At 71.2% G+C, this 21,993-nt stretch carries 26 protein-coding genes; 21 read left to right on the top strand and 5 right to left on the bottom strand.

Features of this window, described 5'->3' with window-relative positions:
* Positions 1-68: 68 nt before the first annotated feature.
* Entirely contained in the window at positions 69-527 is a 459-nt protein-coding gene (locus tag ACFYYT_RS21855) for a ribonuclease domain-containing protein (protein WP_351827178.1), read from the top strand.
* Positions 524-931, top strand: coding sequence for a barstar family protein (locus ACFYYT_RS21850; RefSeq protein ID WP_351827176.1), 408 nt, complete (start codon positions 524-526; stop codon positions 929-931). Before ACFYYT_RS21855 ends, ACFYYT_RS21850 begins: the two co-directional genes overlap by 4 nt.
* A 124-nt stretch (positions 932-1,055) precedes the next feature.
* Here the strand turns inward: ACFYYT_RS21850 and ACFYYT_RS21845 are convergent, their stop codons facing one another.
* From ACFYYT_RS21845 to ACFYYT_RS21825, 5 genes are all read right to left on the bottom strand, one after another.
* A complete protein-coding gene (locus ACFYYT_RS21845) occupies positions 1,056-1,541 on the bottom strand; it encodes a group II truncated hemoglobin (protein WP_351827174.1) in 486 nt (161 codons plus the stop codon).
* Positions 1,538-1,867: an antibiotic biosynthesis monooxygenase gene (locus tag ACFYYT_RS21840; protein ID WP_351827171.1), complete on the bottom strand. Its 330-nt coding sequence runs from the start codon at positions 1,865-1,867 to the stop codon at positions 1,538-1,540. The genes ACFYYT_RS21845 and ACFYYT_RS21840 overlap by 4 nt, the downstream gene beginning before the upstream one ends.
* Before the next feature lie 77 nt (positions 1,868-1,944).
* On the bottom strand, positions 1,945-2,436 hold the full coding sequence (locus tag ACFYYT_RS21835; protein WP_351827170.1) for a hypothetical protein: 492 nt from the start codon (positions 2,434-2,436) through the stop codon (positions 1,945-1,947).
* Between the two features lie 55 nt (positions 2,437-2,491).
* Positions 2,492-4,141, bottom strand: a complete 1,650-nt coding sequence (locus tag ACFYYT_RS21830) for an FAD-dependent oxidoreductase (protein ID WP_351827186.1) — start codon at positions 4,139-4,141, stop codon at positions 2,492-2,494.
* 98 nt (positions 4,142-4,239) lie between these two features.
* Positions 4,240-4,512 carry a UBP-type zinc finger domain-containing protein gene (locus ACFYYT_RS21825; RefSeq protein WP_388608943.1) on the bottom strand — a complete coding sequence of 91 codons (273 nt, stop codon included), beginning with the start codon at positions 4,510-4,512 and terminating at the stop codon, positions 4,240-4,242.
* Positions 4,513-4,789: 277 nt separating this feature from the next.
* Between ACFYYT_RS21825 and ACFYYT_RS21820 the strand changes: the two genes are divergently transcribed.
* The 19 genes from ACFYYT_RS21820 to ACFYYT_RS21730 all read left to right on the top strand — a co-directional run bounded on the left by ACFYYT_RS21820 (position 4,790) and on the right by ACFYYT_RS21730 (position 21,993).
* Complete coding sequence (locus ACFYYT_RS21820) at positions 4,790-5,614, top strand: type 1 glutamine amidotransferase domain-containing protein (protein WP_351827167.1); 825 nt, start codon at positions 4,790-4,792, stop codon at positions 5,612-5,614.
* Between the two features lie 33 nt (positions 5,615-5,647).
* On the top strand, positions 5,648-7,297 hold the full coding sequence (locus tag ACFYYT_RS21815) for a thiamine pyrophosphate-binding protein (RefSeq protein WP_351827165.1): 1,650 nt from the start codon (positions 5,648-5,650) through the stop codon (positions 7,295-7,297).
* Positions 7,298-7,333: 36 nt separating this feature from the next.
* The gene (locus tag ACFYYT_RS21810; RefSeq protein ID WP_351827162.1) at positions 7,334-7,765 is read left to right on the top strand and encodes a nuclear transport factor 2 family protein; all 432 of its coding nucleotides are present in this window, start codon (positions 7,334-7,336) and stop codon (positions 7,763-7,765) included.
* A gap of 13 nt (positions 7,766-7,778) precedes the next feature.
* A complete protein-coding gene (locus tag ACFYYT_RS21805; RefSeq protein ID WP_351827159.1) occupies positions 7,779-8,234 on the top strand; it encodes a nuclear transport factor 2 family protein in 456 nt (151 codons plus the stop codon).
* Positions 8,235-8,238: 4 nt separating this feature from the next.
* Complete coding sequence (locus ACFYYT_RS21800) at positions 8,239-8,643, top strand: nuclear transport factor 2 family protein (RefSeq protein WP_351827156.1); 405 nt, start codon at positions 8,239-8,241, stop codon at positions 8,641-8,643.
* Positions 8,644-8,659: 16 nt separating this feature from the next.
* Complete coding sequence (locus ACFYYT_RS21795; protein ID WP_351827153.1) at positions 8,660-10,276, top strand: GMC oxidoreductase; 1,617 nt, start codon at positions 8,660-8,662, stop codon at positions 10,274-10,276.
* On the top strand, positions 10,269-10,880 hold the full coding sequence (locus ACFYYT_RS21790) for a DJ-1/PfpI family protein (protein WP_351827151.1): 612 nt from the start codon (positions 10,269-10,271) through the stop codon (positions 10,878-10,880). The genes ACFYYT_RS21795 and ACFYYT_RS21790 overlap by 8 nt, the downstream gene beginning before the upstream one ends.
* An 11-nt stretch (positions 10,881-10,891) precedes the next feature.
* Positions 10,892-11,314 (top strand): VOC family protein, encoded by a 423-nt coding sequence (locus ACFYYT_RS21785; RefSeq protein WP_351827148.1) that lies wholly within the window; start codon positions 10,892-10,894, stop codon positions 11,312-11,314.
* A 1-nt stretch (position 11,315) separates the two neighbouring features.
* A complete protein-coding gene (locus tag ACFYYT_RS21780) occupies positions 11,316-13,139 on the top strand; it encodes an AGE family epimerase/isomerase (RefSeq protein ID WP_351827146.1) in 1,824 nt (607 codons plus the stop codon).
* 37 nt (positions 13,140-13,176) lie between these two features.
* Positions 13,177-13,527, top strand: coding sequence for an STAS domain-containing protein (locus ACFYYT_RS21775; protein WP_351827143.1), 351 nt, complete (start codon positions 13,177-13,179; stop codon positions 13,525-13,527).
* Positions 13,524-15,668 (top strand): glycogen debranching protein GlgX, encoded by a 2,145-nt coding sequence (gene glgX / locus ACFYYT_RS21770; RefSeq protein WP_351827142.1) that lies wholly within the window; start codon positions 13,524-13,526, stop codon positions 15,666-15,668. Before ACFYYT_RS21775 ends, glgX begins: the two co-directional genes overlap by 4 nt.
* A gap of 27 nt (positions 15,669-15,695) precedes the next feature.
* On the top strand, positions 15,696-16,007 hold the full coding sequence (locus ACFYYT_RS21765) for an STAS domain-containing protein (RefSeq protein WP_351827139.1): 312 nt from the start codon (positions 15,696-15,698) through the stop codon (positions 16,005-16,007).
* A gap of 38 nt (positions 16,008-16,045) precedes the next feature.
* Complete coding sequence (locus ACFYYT_RS21760; protein ID WP_385315405.1) at positions 16,046-16,492, top strand: ATP-binding protein; 447 nt, start codon at positions 16,046-16,048, stop codon at positions 16,490-16,492.
* The gene (locus ACFYYT_RS21755) at positions 16,474-17,733 is read left to right on the top strand and encodes a PP2C family protein-serine/threonine phosphatase (protein ID WP_351827134.1); all 1,260 of its coding nucleotides are present in this window, start codon (positions 16,474-16,476) and stop codon (positions 17,731-17,733) included. Before ACFYYT_RS21760 ends, ACFYYT_RS21755 begins: the two co-directional genes overlap by 19 nt.
* Complete coding sequence (locus ACFYYT_RS21750; RefSeq protein WP_351827132.1) at positions 17,733-18,479, top strand: MinD/ParA family protein; 747 nt, start codon at positions 17,733-17,735, stop codon at positions 18,477-18,479. Before ACFYYT_RS21755 ends, ACFYYT_RS21750 begins: the two co-directional genes overlap by 1 nt.
* A gap of 70 nt (positions 18,480-18,549) precedes the next feature.
* Positions 18,550-19,290 carry a type 1 glutamine amidotransferase domain-containing protein gene (locus ACFYYT_RS21745; RefSeq protein ID WP_351827129.1) on the top strand — a complete coding sequence of 247 codons (741 nt, stop codon included), beginning with the start codon at positions 18,550-18,552 and terminating at the stop codon, positions 19,288-19,290.
* Between the two features lie 61 nt (positions 19,291-19,351).
* Entirely contained in the window at positions 19,352-20,836 is a 1,485-nt protein-coding gene (locus ACFYYT_RS21740) for an aldehyde dehydrogenase family protein (RefSeq protein ID WP_351827126.1), read from the top strand.
* 9 nt (positions 20,837-20,845) lie between these two features.
* Positions 20,846-21,466: an NAD(P)-binding domain-containing protein gene (locus ACFYYT_RS21735; protein ID WP_351827124.1), complete on the top strand. Its 621-nt coding sequence runs from the start codon at positions 20,846-20,848 to the stop codon at positions 21,464-21,466.
* The gene (locus tag ACFYYT_RS21730) at positions 21,457-21,993 is read left to right on the top strand and encodes a (2Fe-2S)-binding protein (RefSeq protein ID WP_351827121.1); all 537 of its coding nucleotides are present in this window, start codon (positions 21,457-21,459) and stop codon (positions 21,991-21,993) included. The genes ACFYYT_RS21735 and ACFYYT_RS21730 overlap by 10 nt, the downstream gene beginning before the upstream one ends.

Genomic DNA, 21,993 nt, shown 5'->3' with positions numbered 1-21,993 from the left:
CGGGGCCGCCGGGTCCCGAAGCCGTCGGACGATTCGCGAGCGAATCGGATATTTGGCACGATCGGCGCATGATCTTTCGGAACGTGCCCCGGTCGTTGCTGCGCGTGCTGGGTGCGCTGTTCCTGTGCGCCGCGCTGGCCGGCGCGGCGGGCTGCGGCGGGAAATCCGCCCCGGCACCGCCTGCCGCCAGCTCCAGCGCCGCCACCGGCGCCAGTGCCGGTGTTCGTGATGCCCCCGGCTGGGCCGCGGGGATGGCCACCGTACGGGCCGACGCGCTGCCGCAGCAGGCGCGCGAGGTGCTGGCCCTGATCGACAAGGGCGGGCCGTACGCGTACCGGCAGGACGGGACCGTCTTCGGGAACTTCGAGAAGGTCCTGCCGAAGCAGAAGCGCGGCTATTACCACGAGTTCACGGTGCGCACGCCCGGGGAGCGCGACCGCGGGGCCCGGCGGATCGTGACGGGCGGGGGCGGGGAGTTCTACTACACGGACGACCACTACCAGACCTTCAAGGCGGTTCTCCGATGAGCCTGGACCCGCAGTCCCTCGCGCCCGCGCTGGCCGCCGCCGAGGAGGCGGGCTGGACCGTCCTGCGGCTGGACCTGGACGGCGTACGGAGCAAGGCCGCGCTGATGCGGCGCTGCGCGGAGGCGCTGGGGGCGCCGGAGTGGTTCGGCGCGAACTGGGACGCCCTCGCGGACGCGCTGACCGACCTGTCGTGGCTGCCGCGGGCGCCGGCCCGGCTGCTGGCCGTGACCTCCTGGCGGGGGTACGCCGCCGAGCGGGCCGGGGACTGGGAGACGCTGCGGGAGATCCTGGAGGAGGCGGTGGACTTCTGGCGCGGGCAGCGGGACGCCCCGCCGCTGACCGTCCTGCTGGCCGGGCCCGGCCCGGCGGCCGCCGCCGCGGGCCGCGAGCGCCGGCGGGGCTGACCGTCCAGCCGACGGGACCGGCGGGACCGGCGGGGCTGATGGGCCTGGCGGGGCTGATGGGACCGGAGCGCCCGGCGGGCCCGGAGCGCCGGATGGGGACGGCTGCCGCCGCCCCCACCGCCCGTTACTCGGGTGCCGGTGCCGTGGTCTTCGGGACCCACGGAGGGGTCTGGCCCCAGGACCAGACCGGGATCTTCGCCGCGTCCACCGGGGGCGGGTTGGGTCCGGAGTAGATCAGGGCCATCCGGGTGCCCCACTCGATGTAGTAGACGAACACCGCCCGGAACTCGGGGTCCGTCGGGAGACCGACCTCGTCGGCCGTGTCCAGCAGCAGGTCCACCCAGCGGCGGCGCTGCTCCTCGGTGATGCCGCGCCCCAGGTGCTTGGTGGCCATGTGCTGGTGGCCGCCGTGGTGCGCCGTGTACTCGGCCGGGCCGCCGAAGACCTCCGACAGCCAGACCGCGACGTGCTGGGGGTGCTCCGCGTCCATGCCGGCGAAGACCGGGGCCAGGATCTCGTCGCGCAGGGCGTACCCGTAGAAGACGTCGGTGAGGCGCCGCAGGGCCTCCGCACCGCCCATCCACTCGTAGATCGTGGGCGTCGTGCTCATGACTGACCGGCGGCCTTTCCCGGACCCGCCACACCGGTCACGAGGTAGTGCTGCATCTCCTCGATGGCCGTCACGTACGGGCGGATCGCGCTGAAGAACGCCGGGAAGTGCTCACCCTTGCGGAAGCCGTTCAGGTGCGCGTCGATCGAGGTCCAGCGGATGCGGAGGATGTAGCGCTCCTTCTCCTCCTCGCAGCGGGCCAGCTCGTAGTCGATGCACTCGGGCGAGGCGGCCAGGGCCTCGGCGGCCCTCGCGTACGCCTCCTCGAACGCCTGCTGGTCCTGCGAGGCGATCCGGTAGCGGATGTACTCGACGGTCGTGGTCATGGTGTGCGTGCCTCTCCCTGGGATCAGGTGGTCCCGGCTACCCTTCCGGGATCATGCGTGCCCGGTGACGCTTTCCCTTACTCGGACTGCGACTTCTGGATGTCGGGGCCCTGGGCGCGCACCTGCCGCACCTTGTCGAGGGAGTCGCGCAGCTCGCCGAGCCAGGCGTCGGTGTTCTCCCCGACGAGGCGCACGCACCAGGCGAGGGCGTCGGCCCGGCTGCGCGCCACGCCGGCGGCGACCAGGGTGTCGAGCACCTGGCGCTCCGACTGGCGCAGCCGGGTCATGACGGGGACGGCGAGGTGGGTGAAGAGGGTGGTCTCGGTACCCGACCGGACGCCCCAGGCGACCTTGCGGCGGTAGAGCTCCTCCGCCTCGCGGGCGACCTCGACGCGCTGCTCGCGGGTGCGCTCGCGGAACTCCTTGACGGACTCGGACGCCGGGACGGTGCCGACGACGGTGATCTCCTCCCGGTCGACGGTGACCGAGACGAGGGACTCGTAGACGTCCACCGGCAGGCGCTCGGCGAACCACGTGCGGAGCTTCTCGCTCTGTTCGGCTGTAATCATGTAATCAACGTTGCATCCACTCTCCCCATGAGCGCAAGGGCCCGCGCGTTCGCTCTCAGCCCATCGAGCGGTAGCGGTGGATCAGCGACACCGCCATCGCGCCCTCGCCGACGCCCGAGGCGACCCGCTTGACCGAGTGGGCCCGTACGTCGCCCGCCGCGAAGACCCCGGGGACGCTGGTCTCCAGCGGGTAGGGGGCCCGCTCCAGGCTCCACTCGGCCGGGAGTTCGCCGCCGTTGGAGATCAGGTCGGAGCCGGTGAGGACGAAGCCGTACTCGTCCCGCTCGACCACGGAGGCCAGCCAGTCCGTGTGCGGACGGGCGCCGATGAAGGTGAACATGAAACGGGCCGGGGTCTCGGTGTCCTCGCCGGTGTCCGCGTCGTGCAGGGTGATCCGCTCCAGGTGCTCGTCACCGTCGAGCGCGACCACGGTGGTGCGGACCCGGACCTCGATGTTCGGCGTGCGCTCGATCTCGTCGATCAGGTAGCGGGACATGCTCGCGTCCAGGGAGGCCGCCCGCACCAGGACCGTCACCCGGGCCGCGTACTTCGCGAAGTGCACCGCCGCCTGGCCGGCCGAGTTGGCCCCGCCGACGATGAACACGTGCTGCGAGATGCAGGCCGAGCTCTCCGTGGTGGCCGCGCCGTAGTACAGGCCCGCGCCCTCGAAGCGGTCCGCGCCGGGGGCCTGGAGCCGGTTGTACGAGACCCCGGTCGCCAGGAGCACCGTCTCGGCGCTGATCTCCGTACCGTCGGCCAGGGTCAGGATCTTCGCCGGATCGTCGCGGGTCAGGGAGAGCACCTCGACCGGGTGCAGGATCTCGGCGCCGAACCGGGAGGCCTGGATGGTGGCCCGGCGGGTGAGGTCGCCGCCGGAGAGGCCCGAGGGGAAGCCCAGGTAGTTCTCGATCAGGCTGGAGGTGCCGGCCTGGCCGCCCGGGGCCCGGGAGTCCAGCATCAGCGTGGTCAGGCCCTCGGAGGCCGCGTACACCCCGGCCGCGAGCCCGGCCGGACCGGCGCCGACGATGACGCACTCGTAGTGCGGGCGCGAGGCGGTGGTGGCCAGGCCCAGCCGCCGGGCGAGTTCGGTGTCGGACGGGGCGGAGAGCACCGAGCCGTCGGGGAAGCGCACCAGCGGGAGCGCCGCGTCGGCCTGCGCGGCGGCGATCACGGTCAGCGCCTCCGGGTCCCGCTCGACGTTCAGGAAGCGGAACGGCTGGCCGTTGCGGGTGAAGAAGTCCCGCACGGCGTGGGTGCCGGGGGAGACCAGATGACCGGCGACGATGATCCCGTCGTAGGCGGGCCGGTAGGTGGCCAGCCAGTCGGACAGCAGGTCGTCCAGGACCGGGAAGAGCCGCTCGTGGGGCGGGTCCCAGGGCTTGAGCAGGTAGTAGTCCAGCCGGACCCGGTTGATGGCGGTGATGGCCGCGTCCGTCTCCGCGTAGGCCGTGAGCAGGACCCGGCGGGCGTCCGGGAAGCGGCTGACGGCTTCCAGGAGGAACTCGACGCCCGTGACGTCGGGCATCCGCTGGTCGACCAGGAACAGGGCGGGGTCGTGGCCGCGCTCGTCGAGGGAGTCCAGGATCTTCAGCGCGTCGGCGGCCGAGGAGGCGCCGAGCACCCGGTAGCGGTCCCCGTAGGCGCTGCGCAGATCACGGCGGACGGCGCGCAGCACCTGTGGGTCGTCGTCCACCGCCAGGATCACGGGCTTGCGGCTCTCCGCGCGTTCGGCGGCGGCGGTGGCGCCCGGGGCGGAGGCCGCGGCGGCGGTGGTGGTGGGCGCGCCGGCGCCCTTGCGGGCGTTCACGCCGGATCCAGCATCAGCTGGTCGGCGTAGCACCAGGCCCAGTCCTCGCCGGGCTCGTGCGAGGCCGCGATCGGGTGCTCGGTGGTGCGGTAGTGCCGTGTGGCGTGACGGTTCTTCGACGAGTCGCAGCAGCCGACGTGCCCGCAGCTCAGGCACATCCTCAGGTGCACCCAGCCGTCACCGGACAAGAGGCACTCCTCGCAGCCCTCGGTGGTGGCCTTCACCGGACGTATCCGGTCGACGTGTGTGCACAACAGGTCCATCGTCATCGTCCCCGTCCCTCTCCTCGCGCACTCGTGCTCCCCGGCCCGCCCGTGGTGCCCGGCGCGTCCAGACCATAAGTCGGGGGCCGGGGGAAGGTTCATCGATCCGGCCGAAGTCAGGAAGTCCGGCGAGTACTTCATGACCTCGCGGGACGACTAGGTGAGGTGCCCCGGCGACCTTGCCCGCTACCTCACGAAGTCGCATTCACGCCCTTTGACGCAGGCCCGCGCCGCACGCAGTGTGGGGGACGCCAAGGACAACAGGCGGCGCCAGGAGGAATCTGTGAGCAGAAAGATTCTGGTCATTGTCTCCGAACACGGTTACTGGGCCGAGGAACTGATCGGTCCCGTATCGAAGTTCGACGAGCGGGGATATGAGGTCGTATTCGCCACGCCGACCGGAAAGCGTGCGCACGCACTTCCGCCGAGCCTCGACGCGCACTACGTCGACCCCCCGCTGGGCCGCTCGGTGACCACCGAGGAGAACGCCCGGCTGGGCCGCGAGTTCGAGCAGTCGAGCCGGCTCGACTCGCCGCTCGACATCGAGGCCTGGGTGCCCGAGCGCCCGTACACGAGCGACGAGGGCTACCTGCGCAAGCTGGAGCAGTACCACCGCGACCTGGACAAGCTGGACGCCGACATCGCGGACTACGACGCGATCCTCATCGTCGGCGGCAGCGGCCCGATCGCCGACCTCGCCAACAACGAGCGCGTGCACGCCCTGATCCTGGCCTTCCGGAAGGCCGGAAAGGTGGTGGCCGCCGAATGCTACGGGGTCGCCTGCCTGGCCTTCGCCCGGGACTGGGACGACCGCAGGAGCATCCTGTGGGGCAAGCACGTCACCGGCCACTGCAAGGAGTACGACTACAAGGACGGCACCGGATTCCTCGGTACCGACTTCAACATGGGCCCGCCCCCGTACCCGCTGGAATACATCCTGCGCGATGCGACCGGCCCGCGCGGCGCCTATCACGGAAATTTCGGGAAGCCGGTCTCCGTCATCGTCGACTTCCCCTTCGTCACCGGACGCTCGACCCCCGATTCCTATCTCACGGGGCAGAAGATCGTGGAAGTCCTGGAAGACGGACTCACCCGCTACGGCTGGTAATTCCGCGATCCGCGGGAGAAGAGGGGGAATACCGTGAACGCGGAAGCCACTCCCGGCCGGGAAAGGCTCATCGAGCAGTTCAAGGCCGACGGCCTGACGGTGATGTTCGGAAATCCCGGAACGGTGGAACAGGGATTCCTCGACGCGGTGGACGCGGCGGCGGACTTCCACTACGTCCTCGCGCTCCAGGAGACGGTGGCCGCGGGCATCGCCGACGGCTACGCCCGCGCCACCGGCGGCGCCGCCCTGCTCCAGCTGCACTCCGGCGTGGGCCTGGGCAACGGCATCGGCATGCTGTACCAGTCGCTGCGCGGCCACACCCCGCTCGTCGTGGTCGCCGGTGACGCCGGTGTCCGCTACGACGCCATGGACGCCCAGATGGCCTGCGACCTGGTGGCCATGGCCAGGCCCGTCACCAAGTACGCGACCCGGGTCACCGACCCGCGTTCCGTGCTCCGCACCGTCCGGCGGGCCGTGAAGATCGCCCTCACCCCGCCGCGCGGCCCCGTCTTCGTGGCGCTGCCCATGGACGTGCTCGACGAGCTCAACTCCGAGCCCGTGCTGCCCGCCACGGTGCCGCTGACGGACGTCGCCCCCTCGCCCGCCTCGGTGGGCCGGGCCGCCGAGCTGCTGGCCGGCGCGCAGCGGCCGGTCGTCCTCGTCGGGGACGGGGTGGCGCTCTCCGGGGCGCAGGCCGAGCTCGTGGCCGTCGCCGAGCTGCTGGGCGCCGACGTGTACGAGGTCGACTCCTCCGAAGTGAACATCGCCGCCTCGCACCCCCTGCGGCGCGGCCAGACGGGCCACATGTTCGGCCCGCACAGCAGGGAGCTGGTCGCCGCCGCGGACGGGGTGCTGATCGTGGGCACCTACGTCTTCCCGGAGGTGTTCCCCGAGCTGGAGAACCCCTTCCGGCCGGGCGCGAAGGTCGTGCACATCGACCTCAACGCCTACGAGATCGCCAAGAACCACCCCGTGGACCTGGGGCTGGCCGCCGATCCGCGCCACGCGCTGCGCGCGCTGGCCGGCGTACTGGAACAGCGGCTGACCCCGCGGCGCCGGGCGGCGGCCGCGGCGCGGCTCGACGTACGGACCCGGGAGCGGGCCCGCGAGGACGCCGCCGCGGCGGCGGACGACGACGGCACGCCGATGGCCGTCTTCCTGCGGACGCTGGCCGAGCGCACCGGCCGGGACCTGATCGTCTTCGACGAGGCGCTGACCACCTCGCCGCTGGTGACCCGGTACCTGCCGCCGGAGCGGCCCGGCGACTACCACCTCACCCGGGGCGGCTCGCTGGGCGTCGGCTTCCCGGGGGCGGTCGGCGCGAAGCTCGCCCACCCGGAGCGGCTCGTCGTCGGCTTCGCGGGCGACGGCGGGTCGATGTACACCTACCAGGCGCTGTGGACGGCGGTCCGGCACGGGATCGACGCCAAGTTCGTGGTCTGCAACAACCGCAAGTACCGGCTCCTCGACGACAACATCGCCCAGTACTGGCGCGAGCGGGACATCGCCGCCCACCCCTTCCCGGGCTCCTTCGACCTCGGCAGCCCCGAGATCGACTTCGCCGGCCTGGCCAGGGCGCTGGGCGCCGACGGCACCCGGGTGGAAAAGCCCGACGAGGCGGTGGCGGCCGTGGCGCGGATGCTCGCGCACCCGGGCCCCTACCTCGTCGACATCCAGATCTGAGCAGCGCTCACACACCGACGGACAGGAGGAGACCGCATGCCCGCCGAGCGGCTGACCGAGGACGCGATCCGCACCTTCACCGAGAACTGGTACGTGGCCCTGGACCGGCACCTCCCGCTGGACCGGGTGCTCGCCTTCATCACCGAGGACCTGGAGTTCAAGGTCCCCGAGGACACCTTCCTCGGCCACCAGGGCTTCGGCCGCTGGTACGCCGCCGTGACCGGCCGGTTCTTCGACGAGGTCCACACCGTCACCAAGGTGGAGCCCGTCATCGAGGGCGACCGGGCGATCGTGCGGGTCCTCGTGAACTGGCAGGCCAAGATCTGGGACCCGCCGGCCGCGCGCAGCCAGTGGCTCGGCTTCGACGCCGACCAGACCTGGACCGTGGTGGCCGGCCCGGACGGGCCGCTGATCCAGCAGTACACCGTCAACGAGCTGGCGCCGATGCCCGGTTCCGGCGCCCTCTGAGAAGGCGGCGACCATGACCGAAGTGACGCGCGAACGGGTCGAGGCGGCCTACCGGGCCCTCGGCTCCGGCGACCGGGCGCGGATCCTGGAGTACTACGCCGAGGACCTGCGCTGGCTGGTCCCGGGCAACCACCCGCTCGCCGGCTGGTACGAGAGCCTGGACGCCTTCCTGGAGCTGATGGGCCTGACCCACAAGCTCACGGGCGGCACCTTCCGGATGGACCTGGAGGCGGTCCTGGTCGGCGAGGACTGCAGCGCCGACGTGTGCCGCAACGTCGCCCGGCGCGAGGGCGCCGACCCGGCGGGCAGCACCCCGTACGAGCGGATGGACTACCCGGTCTTCCACTTCATGCGCTGGCGGGACGGCCGGATCGTCGAGGGCCGCGACGGGCTCTTCGGGGACACGGCCTCCGCCTTCAGCCAGTTCTGGGCGCCCTTCGCGCCGGACGGAACCCGCAGGGACCGATAGGGGGATGACTGCAGTGAGCGCGACGGACGACGCCCGAGAGAGCCTCATCGAGGTCCTTCGGAAGTATTACGAGTACGCCAACGCCGGGGACTGGGACCGCTGGTGCGACCTGTTCGCCGAGGACCAGGTCATGGACGAGCAGCTGGCCGGACACGTCGAGGGCCTGGAGACCCTGCGCTCGATGATGAAGGGCATGGGGTCCATGTACCGGGCCTTCCGCAACGAGCCCGTGCACTTCCTCGTCGACGGGGAGAAGGCCGCGGCCGTCTCCCACATCACCGCCGTCAGCCCCTCCGGTGAGGCCATCGAGGCCGAGGTCATGAACTTCTTCCGGATCGTGGACGGACGCATCGCCTACATGGCGAACTACCACGACACCGTCCCCTTCCAGGTGCTCGGCCAGGGCTGAGGGGAGGAGGGGCATCGTGGCCACAGAGCAGTACGACTACGTGATCGTCGGTTCCGGCACCGCCGGCAGCGTCCTGGCCGGCCGGCTCTCCGAGGACCCGGACGTCTCGGTCCTCGTCCTGGAGGCGGGCGGCTCCCGCGTCCCGCCCGAGGTGGACGACCCGTCCTCCTGGTACAAGCTGCTGGGCGGCCCCGTGGACTGGGGCTACACCAGCGTCCCGCAGCCGGGGCTGGGCGGGCGGCGCACGTACGAACCGCGCGGCAAGGCCCCGGGCGGCAGCAGCAACCTCTACATCATGATGCACGTCCGGGGCCACGCCTCGGACTTCGACAACTGGGCGTACCAGGGCGCGGCGGGCTGGGCGTACGAGGACGTGCTCCCGTACTTCGCCCTGCTGGAGGGCCAGGAGGACGCCACCGCGCCCACCACCGGCACCGAGGGCCCGCAGCGGATCACCCACGCGGGCCGGCACCACCCCAATCCCGTCTCCCGCGCCTTCATCGACGCGGCCGTCGAACTGGGCCACCAGGAGATCGCCGACTTCAACACCGACGGCCCCCGGCGGGGGCTCTTCGGCACCGGCTGGCACCACATCGACGTCGCCGACGGCCGCCGCCAGGGCGTCCTGGCCGCCTACCTGGAGCCCGCGCTGGGCCGGTCCAACCTGACCCTGCGCACCGGAGCCCAGAGCACCCGGCTGCTGTTCGACGGCGACGCCTGCACCGGCGTCGAGTACGTGCAGCAGCGGCCGCCGCAGACCTTCGCGGGCCGGACCGTGCGCGACGGGCACAGCCGGGACGCGGCCCCCGGGACGCACACCGTACGGGCCCGGCGCGAGGTGATCGTGGCGGCGGGGGCGATCGAGTCGCCGAAGCTGCTGCTGCTCTCCGGGCTCGGGCGGCCCGAGCAGCTGCGCGAACACGGCATCGAGCTCACCGCGGCCCTGCCCGGGGTCGGGGAGAACTTCCACAACCACGTCCTGGCCGGGCTGATGGCGGAGGTCACCCAGGAACTGCCGCCGCCGGCGCAGAACCTCTCCGAGAGCGCTCTGTTCCTGTCCTCGCGGCCCGGGCTGCCGGCCCCCGACCTGCAGATCGCCTTCGTCCACGTCCCGTTCGACGTGATCGTCGGCCAGGACCACCCGAACACCGTCTCCATCCTGCCTGGGGTCGTGCGTCCGGTCTCGCGCGGCTGGATCCGGCTGGCGAGCGCCGATCCGCTGGCCCACCCGCTGATCCACCCGAACTACCTGGGTGACCGGTGGGACCTCGAACGGATGGTGCAGGGCGTCAAGACCGCCCGGGAGCTCTTCGCCACCTCCGCCTTCTCGCCCTGGTACAAGCAGGAGCTCACGCCGGGGCCGGGCACGGCGAGCGACGCGGAGCTGCGGACCTGGGTCCGCCAGAAGGCCGAGAGCTACCACCACCAGGCCGGCTCCTGCCGCATGGGCATCGACGACCTCGCGGTGGTCGACCCCGAGCTGCGGGTGCACGGCGTACGGAACCTGCGCGTCGTCGACGCCAGCGTGATGCCCGCCGTCCCGTCGGGCAACTGCCACACCGCCATCGCGATGATCGCCGAGCGTGCCGCGGACTTCATCGCCGGCCGGAACAGGGGGGCTTCCCGTGCCTGACGCGGTCCTGCGCGACGGCGCGCTCACCGGGACCCGGATCGCGGTCCTGGTCGAGAGCGACTTCTACGAGCCGGAGATCTTCTACTACCAGCGCCGGTTCGCGGAGGAGGGCGCCGAGGTCGACTTCCTGACCCGGCTGTGGGGCAACGACTCCATCACCTTCACCGGACACGAGTACCGGGCGCCCTTCACCGCCGACCGGTCCCTGGAGGGGCTCGGCGACGAGGAACTGCGCCGCTACTCCGCCCTCATCGTGCCCTCGGGCATGGTGGCCGACCGGCTGCGCTACACGGAGGACGTGGACGTACTGGCCCCGGCGACGGAGCTGCTGCGCCGGGCCTTCGAGGAGCCGACCGTCCTCAAGGGGATCATCTGCCACGGCATGTGGCTGGCCTCCTCGATCCCGGGGAAGGTGCGGGGCCGCAAGGTGGTCTGCCACAACAACCTCATCGGCGACGTCCGCAACATGGGCGCCGAGTACGTCGACGAGGACGTGGTGGTGGACGGGGACCTGGTCACCGGCCGCACCGGCGCCCACCACCACCTCTTCGCCCGCCGGATCATCGAACTGATCGCCGCCGGGCGGGGCCGGCGGGCCGGCTGATGCCGGGCCCGATGGTCTGGTCGCACGTGGGCCTGAACTGCGCCGACCAGAAGACCACCGAGGAGTTCTACACCCGCCACTTCGGCTTCGCCCGGGCCCGGGTGGTCGACCTCGGGGAGAGCCGGATCGTGTTCCTGCGCAAGGGGGACGCGTACCTGGAGCTCTTCGCGGCGGAGGTCGGCCCGGCCCGCGCGGGCCAGGACGACGGGCCGCCGGCGCCGGGCCGCGTACGGCACCTGGCGTTCCAGACCGACAGCGTCGACGCGTTCCTCGCGGAGCTGGGCGACGCCGCCGAAGTGACCCTGGGGCCGCTGGACTTCGACGACTTCATCTGCGGCTGGCGGACCGTCTGGGTCCGCGATCCCGACGGGGTGATCGTCGAGGTCAGCCAGGGATTCGAGGACGACCGCTCACACGACAAGGACGGTGCATGACATGGCGGGCTCGTTGGGCTTCTCCTTCTCCGACACGATCGCGGGCTACGTCGTCCGCTTCGATTCCGCCTCGCGGCTGCTGCGGCTGAAGACCGCGGACGACCGCGAGTTCGAGGTCTCGCTCGCCGGGGACCCGAGTGCCGAGCTGGTGCGCAACCTGGACGAGCCGTACGTCGACGCCTCCGGGCACATCGACGAGATGCTCTCCCCGGGCCGCTTCCTCTACCTCTACGGGGTGCACTACCCGGAGCACGGCGGCCGGTTCGACGCCAAGCGCCTGGTGTTCCTGGGCCGCGGCGCGGAGGACTACCGGTTCGAGGAGACCAGCTGGTGGGTCAAGCAGATCGAGTCGCTGGCGGACTTCTACCGGCGGGCGCAGTTCGGCGACGGGCCGGTGGACTTCACCGAGTACCGCACCGAGGTCCGCCTCGGCGGCGACAAGACCGCCAGCCACGTCCAGGAGACCGACACGATCTCCCGCCTGGTCTACGGCATGGCCTCGGCCTACCTGCTGACCGGCAAGGACGAGTACCTGGAGGTCGCCGAACGGGGCACCGAGTACCTGCGCAAGCACATGCGGGTCGTGGACAGTGAGGAGGACGTGGTCTTCTGGTACCACGGCATCAGCGTCGACGGGGACAGCGAGCGCAAGCTGTTCACCTCGGAGTTCTCCGACGACTACGACGCGATCCCGATGTACGAGCAGATCTACGCGCTGGCCGGCCCCATCCAGACCTACCGGGTCACCGGTGACGTCCGGATCAAGAACGACGCGGACGCCACCATCCGGCTGTTCGACAAGTTCTTCAAGGACGAGGAGCAGGGCGGCTACTACTCGCACATCGACCCGATCCTCTTCAGCCCCGACCACGAGTCGCTGGGCGAGAACGCCGAGCGCAAGAACTGGAACTCGGTCGGCGACCACGCGCCCGCGTACCTGATCAACCTGTACCTGGCGACCGGCGAGCAGAAGTACGCCGACTTCCTGGAGTACACCTTCGACACCATCGCGGACAAGTTCCCGGACTACAAGAACAGCCCGTTCGTCCAGGAGCGCTTCTTCCGCGACTGGTCGCACGACACCGCGCACAGCTGGCAGCAGAACCGCGCGGTCGTCGGGCACAACCTCAAGATCGCCTGGAACCTGATGCGAATGAACTCGCTGAAGGCCAAGCCCGTCTACGAGGAGCTCGCCCGCAAGATCGGCGAGATCATGCCGGCCGTCGGCAGCGACCTCCAGCGCGGCGGCTGGTACGACGTGGTGGAGCGGGTGAAGCACGGGGACGAGGAGGCGTACCGATTCGCCTGGCACGACCGCAAGGCCTGGTGGCAGCAGGAGCAGGCGATCCTCGCCTACCTCATCCTGGGCGGCACGGTCGGTGGCGAGGCGAACCTGCGCGAGGCCCGGCAGGCGCAGTCCTTCTACAACACCTTCTTCCTCGACCACGACGAGGGAGCCGTCTACTTCAACGTGCTCGCCAGCGGTACGCCGTACCTGCTCGGCACGGAGCGGCTCAAGGGCAGCCACTCGATGTCCATGTACCACTCGGCGGAGCTCTGCTACCTGGCCGCCGTCTACAACAACCTGCTCGTCAACGGCCGGGAGATGGACTTCCACTTCCAGCCCGACCCGGCCGGCCTGCCCGACCGCATCCTGCGGGTCTCGCCCGACCTGCTGCCCCCGGGCTCAGTGCGGATCGCGTCCGTGGAGATCGACGAGAAGCCGTACGAGGAGTTCGACGCCGACGAGCTGACCGTGCACCTCCCCGACGTCCAGGGCCGGGTCAAGGTCAAGGTCCGGCTCCGGCCGGTGACCCAGAAGTAGCGCTCAACGGGGGGCGCCCCAACTAGAGGGGAAAGCAATGACTCTGACCGTGAAGGAACGCCGGAACAAGTCGGGCACCGTGCTCGTCGCCACCGGCGAGATCAACAGCGAGACCTCCGGTGCCCTGCTCCAGGCACTCCTGCCGCTGGTCCGCGAGGGCCGGCCGCTGCGCATCGACCTCACCGCCGTCACCTACGTGTCCAGCGCGGGCCTGCGCACCCTGCTCGTCGTCTACCGCGAGGCACAGCACGCCGGTGTCGCGGTCACCCTGTACGGGGTGAGCGAGGAAGTCCGGTTCGTCATGTCGGCCACCGGCTTCCTCGACTTCTTCCAGACCGGCGAGGCCGAGGCCGCCGCGGCCAAGGCCAAGGCCAGGGCCGCGCGATGAGCGAGACCACCTCCGAGCAGGTGCTGCGGGTGGACGCGTACCCGACCCACGAGGTGGGCGGGTACCGCGTCCGGGCCGGCAAGCCGTTCCCGTTCGGGGCCAACGTGGTCCCCGGCGGGGTCAGCTTCTCCGTCTTCTCCGACCAGGCCACCTCCATGACCCTGGTCATCTTCAAGCGCGGCGAGCCCGAGCCGATGGCCGAGCTGGAGTTCCCCGAGGAGTTCCGCACCGGCAGCGTCTTCGCCATGACGGTCTTCGGCCTCGACCACGAGAACATCGAGTACGGGTACCGGGCCGACGGCCCCTTCGACCCGGCCTCCGGGCACCGTTTCGACGCCCGCCAGGTGCTCTCCGACCCGTACGCGCGGCTGATCGCCGGCCGCGACGTGTGGGGCGTGGAGCCGGACCGCAGCCGCGGCTACCAGTACCGCTCGCGGGTCTGCCTCCAGGACTTCGACTGGGGCGACGACACCCCGCTGCGGATCCCCGCCGAGGACCTCGTCGTCTACGAGGCCCATGTCCGCGGCTTCACCCGCCACCCCTCCTCGGGGGTCACCGCCCCCGGCACCTTCGCGGGGCTGCGGGAGAAGATCCCGTACCTGAAGGAACTCGGGATCAACTGCATCGAGCTGCTGCCGGTGTTCGAGTTCGACGAGAGCGACAACCCGCGCAGCAACCCGGAGACGGGGGAGCGGCTCTTCGACTACTGGGGCTACAACACCGTCTCGTTCTTCGCGCCCAAGGCCGGCTACGCGGCCACCGGACGCTACGGGATGCAGGGCGACGAGTTCCGCACCCTGATCAAGGACCTGCACGCGGCCGGCATCGAGGTCATCCTCGACGTCGTCTTCAACCACACCGCCGAGGGCAACGAGCTGGGCCCGACCATCTCCTTCAAGGGCCTCGACAACGCCACGTACTACATGCTCACGCCGGAGGGGTACTACTTCAACTTCAGCGGCACGGGCAACACGGTCAACTGCAACCACCCCGTCGTGCGCAACTACGTGCTCGACTGCCTGCGCCACTGGGTCGCCGACTACCACGTCGACGGCTTCCGCTTCGACCTCGCGGCCATCCTCGGCCGGTCCGCGGACGGCACCCCGCTGCCCAACCCGCCGCTGCTGGAACTGCTCGCCTTCGACCCGGTCCTGCGGCACACCAAGCTCATCGCCGAGGCCTGGGACGCGGGCGGCCTCTACGAGGTCGGCAACTTCCCGGCCTACGGCCGCTGGGCGGAGTGGAACGGCAAGTACCGCGACACGGTGCGCAGCTTCCTGAAGGGTGACCCCGGGGTCACCGGGGAGCTCGCCACCCGGATCGCCGGCTCGCCGGACCTCTACTCCACCCGGGGGACATCGGCCTCCGTCAACTTCCTGACGGCGCACGACGGCTTCACCTTGGCCGACCTGGTCTCCTACAACGACAAGCACAACGAGGCCAACGGCGAGGGCAACAACGACGGCGGCAACGACAACGCCAGCTGGAACTGCGGCGCCGAGGGGCCGACCGAGGACGCCGGGGTCAACGCGCTGCGGCTGCGGCAGATGAAGAACGCCCTCGCGATCCTCTTCACCAGCCAGGGCATTCCGATGCTGCTGTCCGGGGACGAGGTCGCGCGGACCCAGCAGGGCAACAACAACACGTACTGCCAGGACAACGAACTGTCCTGGTTCGACTGGGACCAGGTCGACGACAACGCCGAACTGCTGCGCTTCACCCGGCAGATGATCGCCTTCCGGCGGCACCACCGCGAGCTGCGCTCCACCAGCCACCCCACCGGCCGGCTGCGCGACAGCCTGGGCCTGCCGGACATCAGCTGGCACGGGGAGCGGGCCTGGCAGCCCGACTGGTCGCAGGAGAGCCGGCTGCTGGCGGTGGCCCGCTGCGGGGCCGGTGACGAGGACGTGGTCTACGTGGCCATGAACTCCCACTGGGAGGCGCACGACCTCGAACTCCCCGCGCTGCCCGGCGGCCGCAGCTGGCACCTGTTCGCGGACACCGGCGCGGAGGCGCCGCACGACATCCGCACCCCGGGGACGGAACAGGAGCTGGACAACGCCGGGAAGTACCTGATCGGCCCGCGGTCGGTGGTGATCCTGGTGGGCCGCGCGAACGACCCCGACCCCCGAGGCGACTGAGACGCCCCGACCGAAGGAGACCCTGACATGCCGCTTTCCGTGTCCCTGAGCATCGAGGGCGACACCACCGTGATCGAACTCACGGGCGAGCTGGACGCCAAGACCGCGCCGGACTTCCACCGCACCATCGAGAAGGCCGCCGGGCACGGCACCACCACCGTCGAGATCCGGATGGCCGGCGTCGGCTACATGGCCAGCGCCGGGCTCCGCTCGCTGGTCTTCGCCCAGCAGAAGGTGGCCTCCGGGGTCACCATCAAGGTGGTCGGAGCCATCGAGCCCGTCTCCCGGACGATCCGCACGGCCGGGCTCGACCGCAGCATCCAGCTCGCCGACGGCTGAGCGCGACGGCCGGCCGCGCGGTGAGTGAGACGGTCGAAGTGGCGAGCACGCCCGCCGTACTGGAGGTGCCCGCGACGGTGGGGGCACTGGGCGAGATCGCCTCCTTCGTCCTGCTGCTGGCCGGCCGGGCGGGCCTCGGCAAGGGGGCCACGTACCGGATCCGGCTCGCGGTGGACGAGCTGGCCACGAACATCGTCATGCACGGGTACCGGGGCGGCGACGGGCGGATCACCGTCCGCGGCCGCTCCGGTCCCGACGGGGTGCGGATCGTCATCGAGGACACCGCCCCGGCGTTCGACCCCGTCGAAGGCCGCCTGCCCCCCGCCCCCGGGGTCCCCCCGGAACGGCGGCGGGTCGGCGGCCTCGGCATCCACCTGGCCCTGACCAGCGTGGACGCGTACTCGTACGCCTACAGGGACGGCCGCAACATCAGCACGCTGACGGTGAAAGCCGAGGGGACGGACGCATGCCCTCCACGATCGTGATCATCCTGGACGTGTACCCGCCCCCACCGGCCGGACTGCTCGAAGCGCTCCGGCTGATGGACGCGGAACTCGTCACGCGCACGTTGTCCGAACTGCTCGTCGGGCGGCTGGATTCGCTGCCCGCCGCAGACGTACTGCTGGCCCCGGCCGAGGCCGACGGGGTGGCCGTACGGACCGCCGTGCGCCGGCTGCGCCGCTGGGCCGGGGCCCCCGTCGTGGTCGTCTGGACCGTCACGGAGTTCGCGGCCCTGGAGCGGCACGTGCGCCTGGGCCACGACTACCTCGTACCGCCCTTCCTGCCCGCCCTCGTCGGGGCCCGCCTGCACAGCTGCACGGAGCGCGCCGGACTCGGCCGCACCCTGCGCGAGGCCGACGCCCGCGCCGAACTCATGGGCTACGAGAAGGAACTGGAGATCGGCCGCGAGATCCAGGCCGGCTTCCTGCCCGAATCCCTGCCCGTCCCGGCGGGCTGGGAGATCGACGTGCGCTTCCGCCCGGCCCGCCAGGTCGCCGGGGACTTCTACGACGTCTTCGAACTCTCCCGGGGCCGGCGCCTGGCCGTCGTCGTCGCCGACGTCTGCGACAAGGGCGTGGGCGCCGCCCTCTTCATGGCCCTCATCCGCTCCCTGCTGCGCCACACCGCCGAGAACAGCGGACTCCAGCACCTCATGGCGGCAACCCGCCCCGGCGGCAGCCGCCGCACCCCGGTCGTCGGCGCGACCCCGCTGCTCAACGCGGTCACCGCCACCAACGGCTATCTCACCCGCAACCACCTGCGGCAGGGCTACTTCGCCACCCTGTTCTTCGGCGTCCTGGACCCGCTCACCGGCAGCCTCGTCTACATCAACGGCGGCCACAACCCGCCCTTGGTGCTCTCCGGGGACGGCGCGGTGCCCCGGCCGCTGGAGGTGACGGGACCGGCCGTCGGGGTGCTGCCCGACTGCGTCTACACCCTCGGGTACGCCCAGCTCGATCCGGGCGACACCCTCTTCGTGTTCACCGACGGGGTCCCCGAGGCGCGCTGCCCCGAGGGCAGTTTCCTCGGGGACGAACGGATGCTGGAACTGCTCGCCGGCCCCCCGGCGAGCGGGCGGGACGTGGTGGACCGGATGGACCTGGCGGTGCGCGAGCACACCGGGACCGCCGAACAGCACGACGACGTCACCATGCTGGCCCTGCACCGGCCACGTGCGGCGCGGGGGCCGCACGGGGACGGCGCCGGCTACCGGGTGGTGGCCTGATGACCCGGACCATCGTGGTGCACTCGCACCGCGGCGGCACCGGGAAGTCCTCGGTGCTCGCCAATCTGGCCGTGCTGCTGGCGGCCGGGGGAGCGCGGGTGGGGGTGGTCGACACCGATCTCCAGTCGCCCACCCTGGACCTGCTGTTCGGGCTCGGGCCGGGCGCGTTCTCGCTCACCGACTACCTGCTCGGCCGCTGCGAGATCGAGGCCGCGGCCCGCCGGACCGCCCTGTCCGGGCTGTACGTCGTCCCCGCCCGGTCGGGGACGGCGGCCCTGCGGGAGCTGATGACCACCGGGTACGACGTGGGGCTGCTGCCGGAGGGTTTCGACCGGCTGGCCCAGCGGCTCATGCTCGACGTGCTGCTGCTCGACACGCACGCGGGGCTCAACAACGAGTCGGTGACCGCCATGGGCAGCGCCGACGTCGTCCTGATCATGGCGCGGGCGGACCGCGTCGACCTCTCCGGGGTCGAGGAGACCGTCGCCCTGGCCGGGCGGCTGGCCTGCCGGCGGGCCCTGGTGCTGAGCATGGCACCCGAGGGCTTCGACCGGGACGCGGTGCGCCGCCGGGCCGAGGAGGTCTACGGGGCCCCGCTGGCCGGAATTCTCCCGTACGTGCCGGAAATGGCGGCCCTGTACGGGGAACGCATATTCGCGCAGGCGCTGCCCGACCACCCGCTGGTCGGCGAATTCCACGCGATCCTCACGGCGTTGGACGCACGTGACGAAGTATCACGGGCCTGACGTCCACCCCTTACGCCCCTGACAGGGGGCGTGTTGAATCGGCTCCGAATCCAGGAACAAGGAGAGAATCATGAAGATTCTCGTCGTCATGACGGCAAAGGCCACACTCCATCTGCTGGACGGGGAACAGCACCCCTCGGGATTCTGGGCCGAGGAATTCGTCGTTCCCTACCGCCTCTTCCGGGACGCCGGACACACCGTGGACCTGGCGACGGTCGGCGGCCGGGCCCCCACCGTCGACCGGACCAGCATCGACCCCGGATTCCTGCGCTGGGTGCGGCCCGAGGGCTCCCCGGACGAGGACGCGGCCAACGCCGCCGAGTACGTCCGCGTCATCGAGTCGACCCCCCAGCTCCAGCGCCCCCTCGCCCTGGAAGACCTGGGCGAGAAGGACGTCGCCGGCTACGACGGCATCTACATCAGCGGCGGCCACGGAGCCATCGGCGACCTCCCCAAGTCCGACGAACTGGCGCAGGTGCTGCGCTGGGCGCTGGCCCAGGACAAGCCGCTCGCCACCGTCTGCCACGGCCACACCGCGCTGCTGGCGCTGCGCGACGGCGAGGGGAACTGGCCGTTCGAGGGCTACCGGATGACCGCCTTCTCGCACAGCGAGGAACTGGTCACCAACATGGCCGGCCGGCTCCCGCTGATCCTGGAGGCCGAACTCACGCGGCTCGGCGCCCGCTACGAGAAGGCCGAAGCGATCTGGGACTCGCACGTGGTGGTGGACCGCAGGCTCACCACCGGCCAGAACCCGTACTCCTCCAAGGCCCTCGCCGAGACGTTCCTGAAGCAGCTCGAACAGGCCTGAGGGGTGTCCGGCGGATGAGAGCCGGACACCTCCTGCCCCCGCGACACCGGAAGGTGCAGCCATGACCCAGCGCGTGCTCGGCGACCGACCCCTGGCCAACCCCGGGAAGCTGTTCATCGGCGGCAGATGGGTGGCCGCCCGGGACGGCCGGACCGAACCGGACGTCAGCCCGATCGACGGACAGGAGATCGTTCCGGTGGCCCAGGCCACCGCGGCCGACGCGGACGCCGCCGTCACGGCGGCCCGCACGGCGTACGAGGAAGGGCCCTGGAGCCGGCTGTCCGCCCAGGAGCGCGCGCTGCGGCTGAACCGCGTCGGCGAGCTGATCGAGCGGGACCTGGAGGAGATCGCCCTGCTGGAGACGGTGGACATGGGCAAGCCGTTCGCCTTCTCCAGCACCGTCGACGCCCCCATGGCCGCCCAGCTCATGCACTACTACGCGGGCGCGGTCACCCGGGTCGACGGCTCCTCCCGGGCCCCGGCCGGCGGACAGCTCGCCTACACCCTGCGCGAACCGCTGGGCGTGGTCTGCGCCATCACCCCGTTCAACTTCCCGCTGCTGCTGTCGATGACCAAGATCGCCCCGGCCCTCGCGGCGGGGAACACGGTGGTCCACAAGCCCTCCCCGGCCACTCCGCTCACCGCCCTGAAGATCGCCGAACTCTTCCAGGAGGCGGAGATCCCCGACGGGGTGCTGAACGTCATCACCGGCCCCGGCGTGGAACTCGGCGAGACGCTCACCGACCACCCGGGCATCGACAAGATCGCCTTCACCGGCTCGACCGCCGTCGGCCAGTCCATCATCCGCAAGTCCGCCGGCACCCTGAAGAAGGTCACGATGGAACTCGGCGGCAAGTCCGCCAACATCGTCTTCGCCGACGCCGACCTCGACGCCGCCGAGGAACTCGCCTTCTTCGGCATCTACTACAACAAGGGCGAGATCTGCACCGCCGGGTCCCGGCTCCTGCTGCACCGCCCCATCCACGACGAGATGGTCGAACGCCTCGTCGCCCGGGCCGCCGCCCTGCGGCCCGGGGACCCGCGCGACCCGGCCACCCTCTTCGGACCGCTGGCCCACCGGGGCCAGTTCGACAAGGTCAGCTCCTACATCGAGGTCGGCGAGAAGGAGGGCGCGCTGCTGCGCACCGGAGGGACCGGCTGGACCCCCGAAGGCGCCTCCAGCCAGGGCCTGTACTTCCTGCCCACCGTCTTCACCGGCGTCGACAACGGGATGCGGATCGCCCAGGAGGAGATCTTCGGACCCGTCCTGTCGATCATCCCCTTCGACACCGAGGAGGACGCCGTACGCATCGCCAACGACAGCGCGTACGGCCTCGCCGCCGGGGTCCACACCAAGGACCTGCGGCGGGCCCACCGGGTCGCCTCGCAGATCAAGGCGGGCACCGTCTGGGTCAATTGCTACAACCAGTACGACCCCTCGGTGCCCTACGGCGGCTACAAGGCCTCCGGCTACGGGCGCGAGTGCGGACCGGAATCCCTGGAGAGCTACACCCAGACCAAGTCGGTCTGGATCGGCATGGATTGAGGAGCCCCCATGCGGACAGGCATCATCGGCACCGGGCGGATCGGCTCGGTCCTCGCCCGGATCCTGGTGGCCTCGGGCCACCAGGTGGTCCTCGCCAACGCGCGCGGACCGCGCTCCCTCGGCCCCCTGCTGGCCGAACTCGGACCCGACGCCGCGGCCGCGGGCCCGGTGGAGGCGGCCGGCCTGGCCGACCTCCTGGTGCTGATGGTGCCGTTCGAGACCGTGCGCGGGCTGCTGCCCCCGCACGTCGTGCAGGACAAGGTGCTCGTGGACGCCACCAACGCCTTCGCCGGTCCCGGCGTCGCGGCCGACCTCGGCGGGCGCGGCTCCAGCGAACTCGTCGCCGAGTGGTATCCCGGCGCCCGCGTCGTGAAATCCCTGAACACCATGCACTTCGAAACCCTCGCCGTCGCCGGCCGCGCCTCCGGGCGGGAGCCGGAGAGCCGCCTCGCCCATTTCACGGCGGGCGACGACGTGAAGGCGAAGGAAATCGTGGCGGGAATCATCACGGACCTCGGATTCGTGCCCGTCGACACCGGCCCGCTGCACTCCGGAGGAATTCTCCAGCAGCCCGGCGGTCCCCTTTTCAACCGGCCGCTCACGGAAGCGCAGGCGCTCGCATGGATCTGACTCTGAACGTGAACGGAAGACCCGAGGAGTTCTCGGCCCGGCCCAACGAACTCCTCGTGGAACGGCTCCGCGACGGACTCGGACTGACCGGCACCAAGGTGGGCTGCGACACCGGCCAGTGCGGGACCTGCGTGGTCCGCCTCGACGGCCGCTCCGTCAAGAGCTGCCTGATCCTCACCGCCGCGGCCGCCGGCGCCGAGATCACCACCATCGAGGGGGTGACCACCCGGGGCGGCGAGCTGACCGGCCTCCAGGAAGCCCTGCGCCAGGAGCACGGCACCCAGTGCGGGTTCTGCACCCCGGGCATGGTCATGGCGCTGGGCGAGCTCGTCGAGAGTGCCGAGGGGGGCGAGGCCCCCACCGAGCCCGAGATCCGCGAATGGCTCACCGGCAACCTGTGCCGCTGCACCGGCTACCACAGCGTGGTCCGCGGGGTGCAGCGCGCCTGCGCCCCCGCCGCCGGATCCGCCGAGGCTGCCGAGGGTACGGAGACGGCCGCGGCCGGTGCGTCCGGACGGGAGGGCTGA

It is taken from the genome of Streptomyces sp. NPDC002032 (genome assembly GCF_042890765.1).
GTDB lineage: Bacteria > Actinomycetota > Actinomycetes > Streptomycetales > Streptomycetaceae > Streptomyces.
Note: the sequence above shows the minus strand (reverse complement) of the source record. Positions and strands in the feature narration are given on the sequence as shown.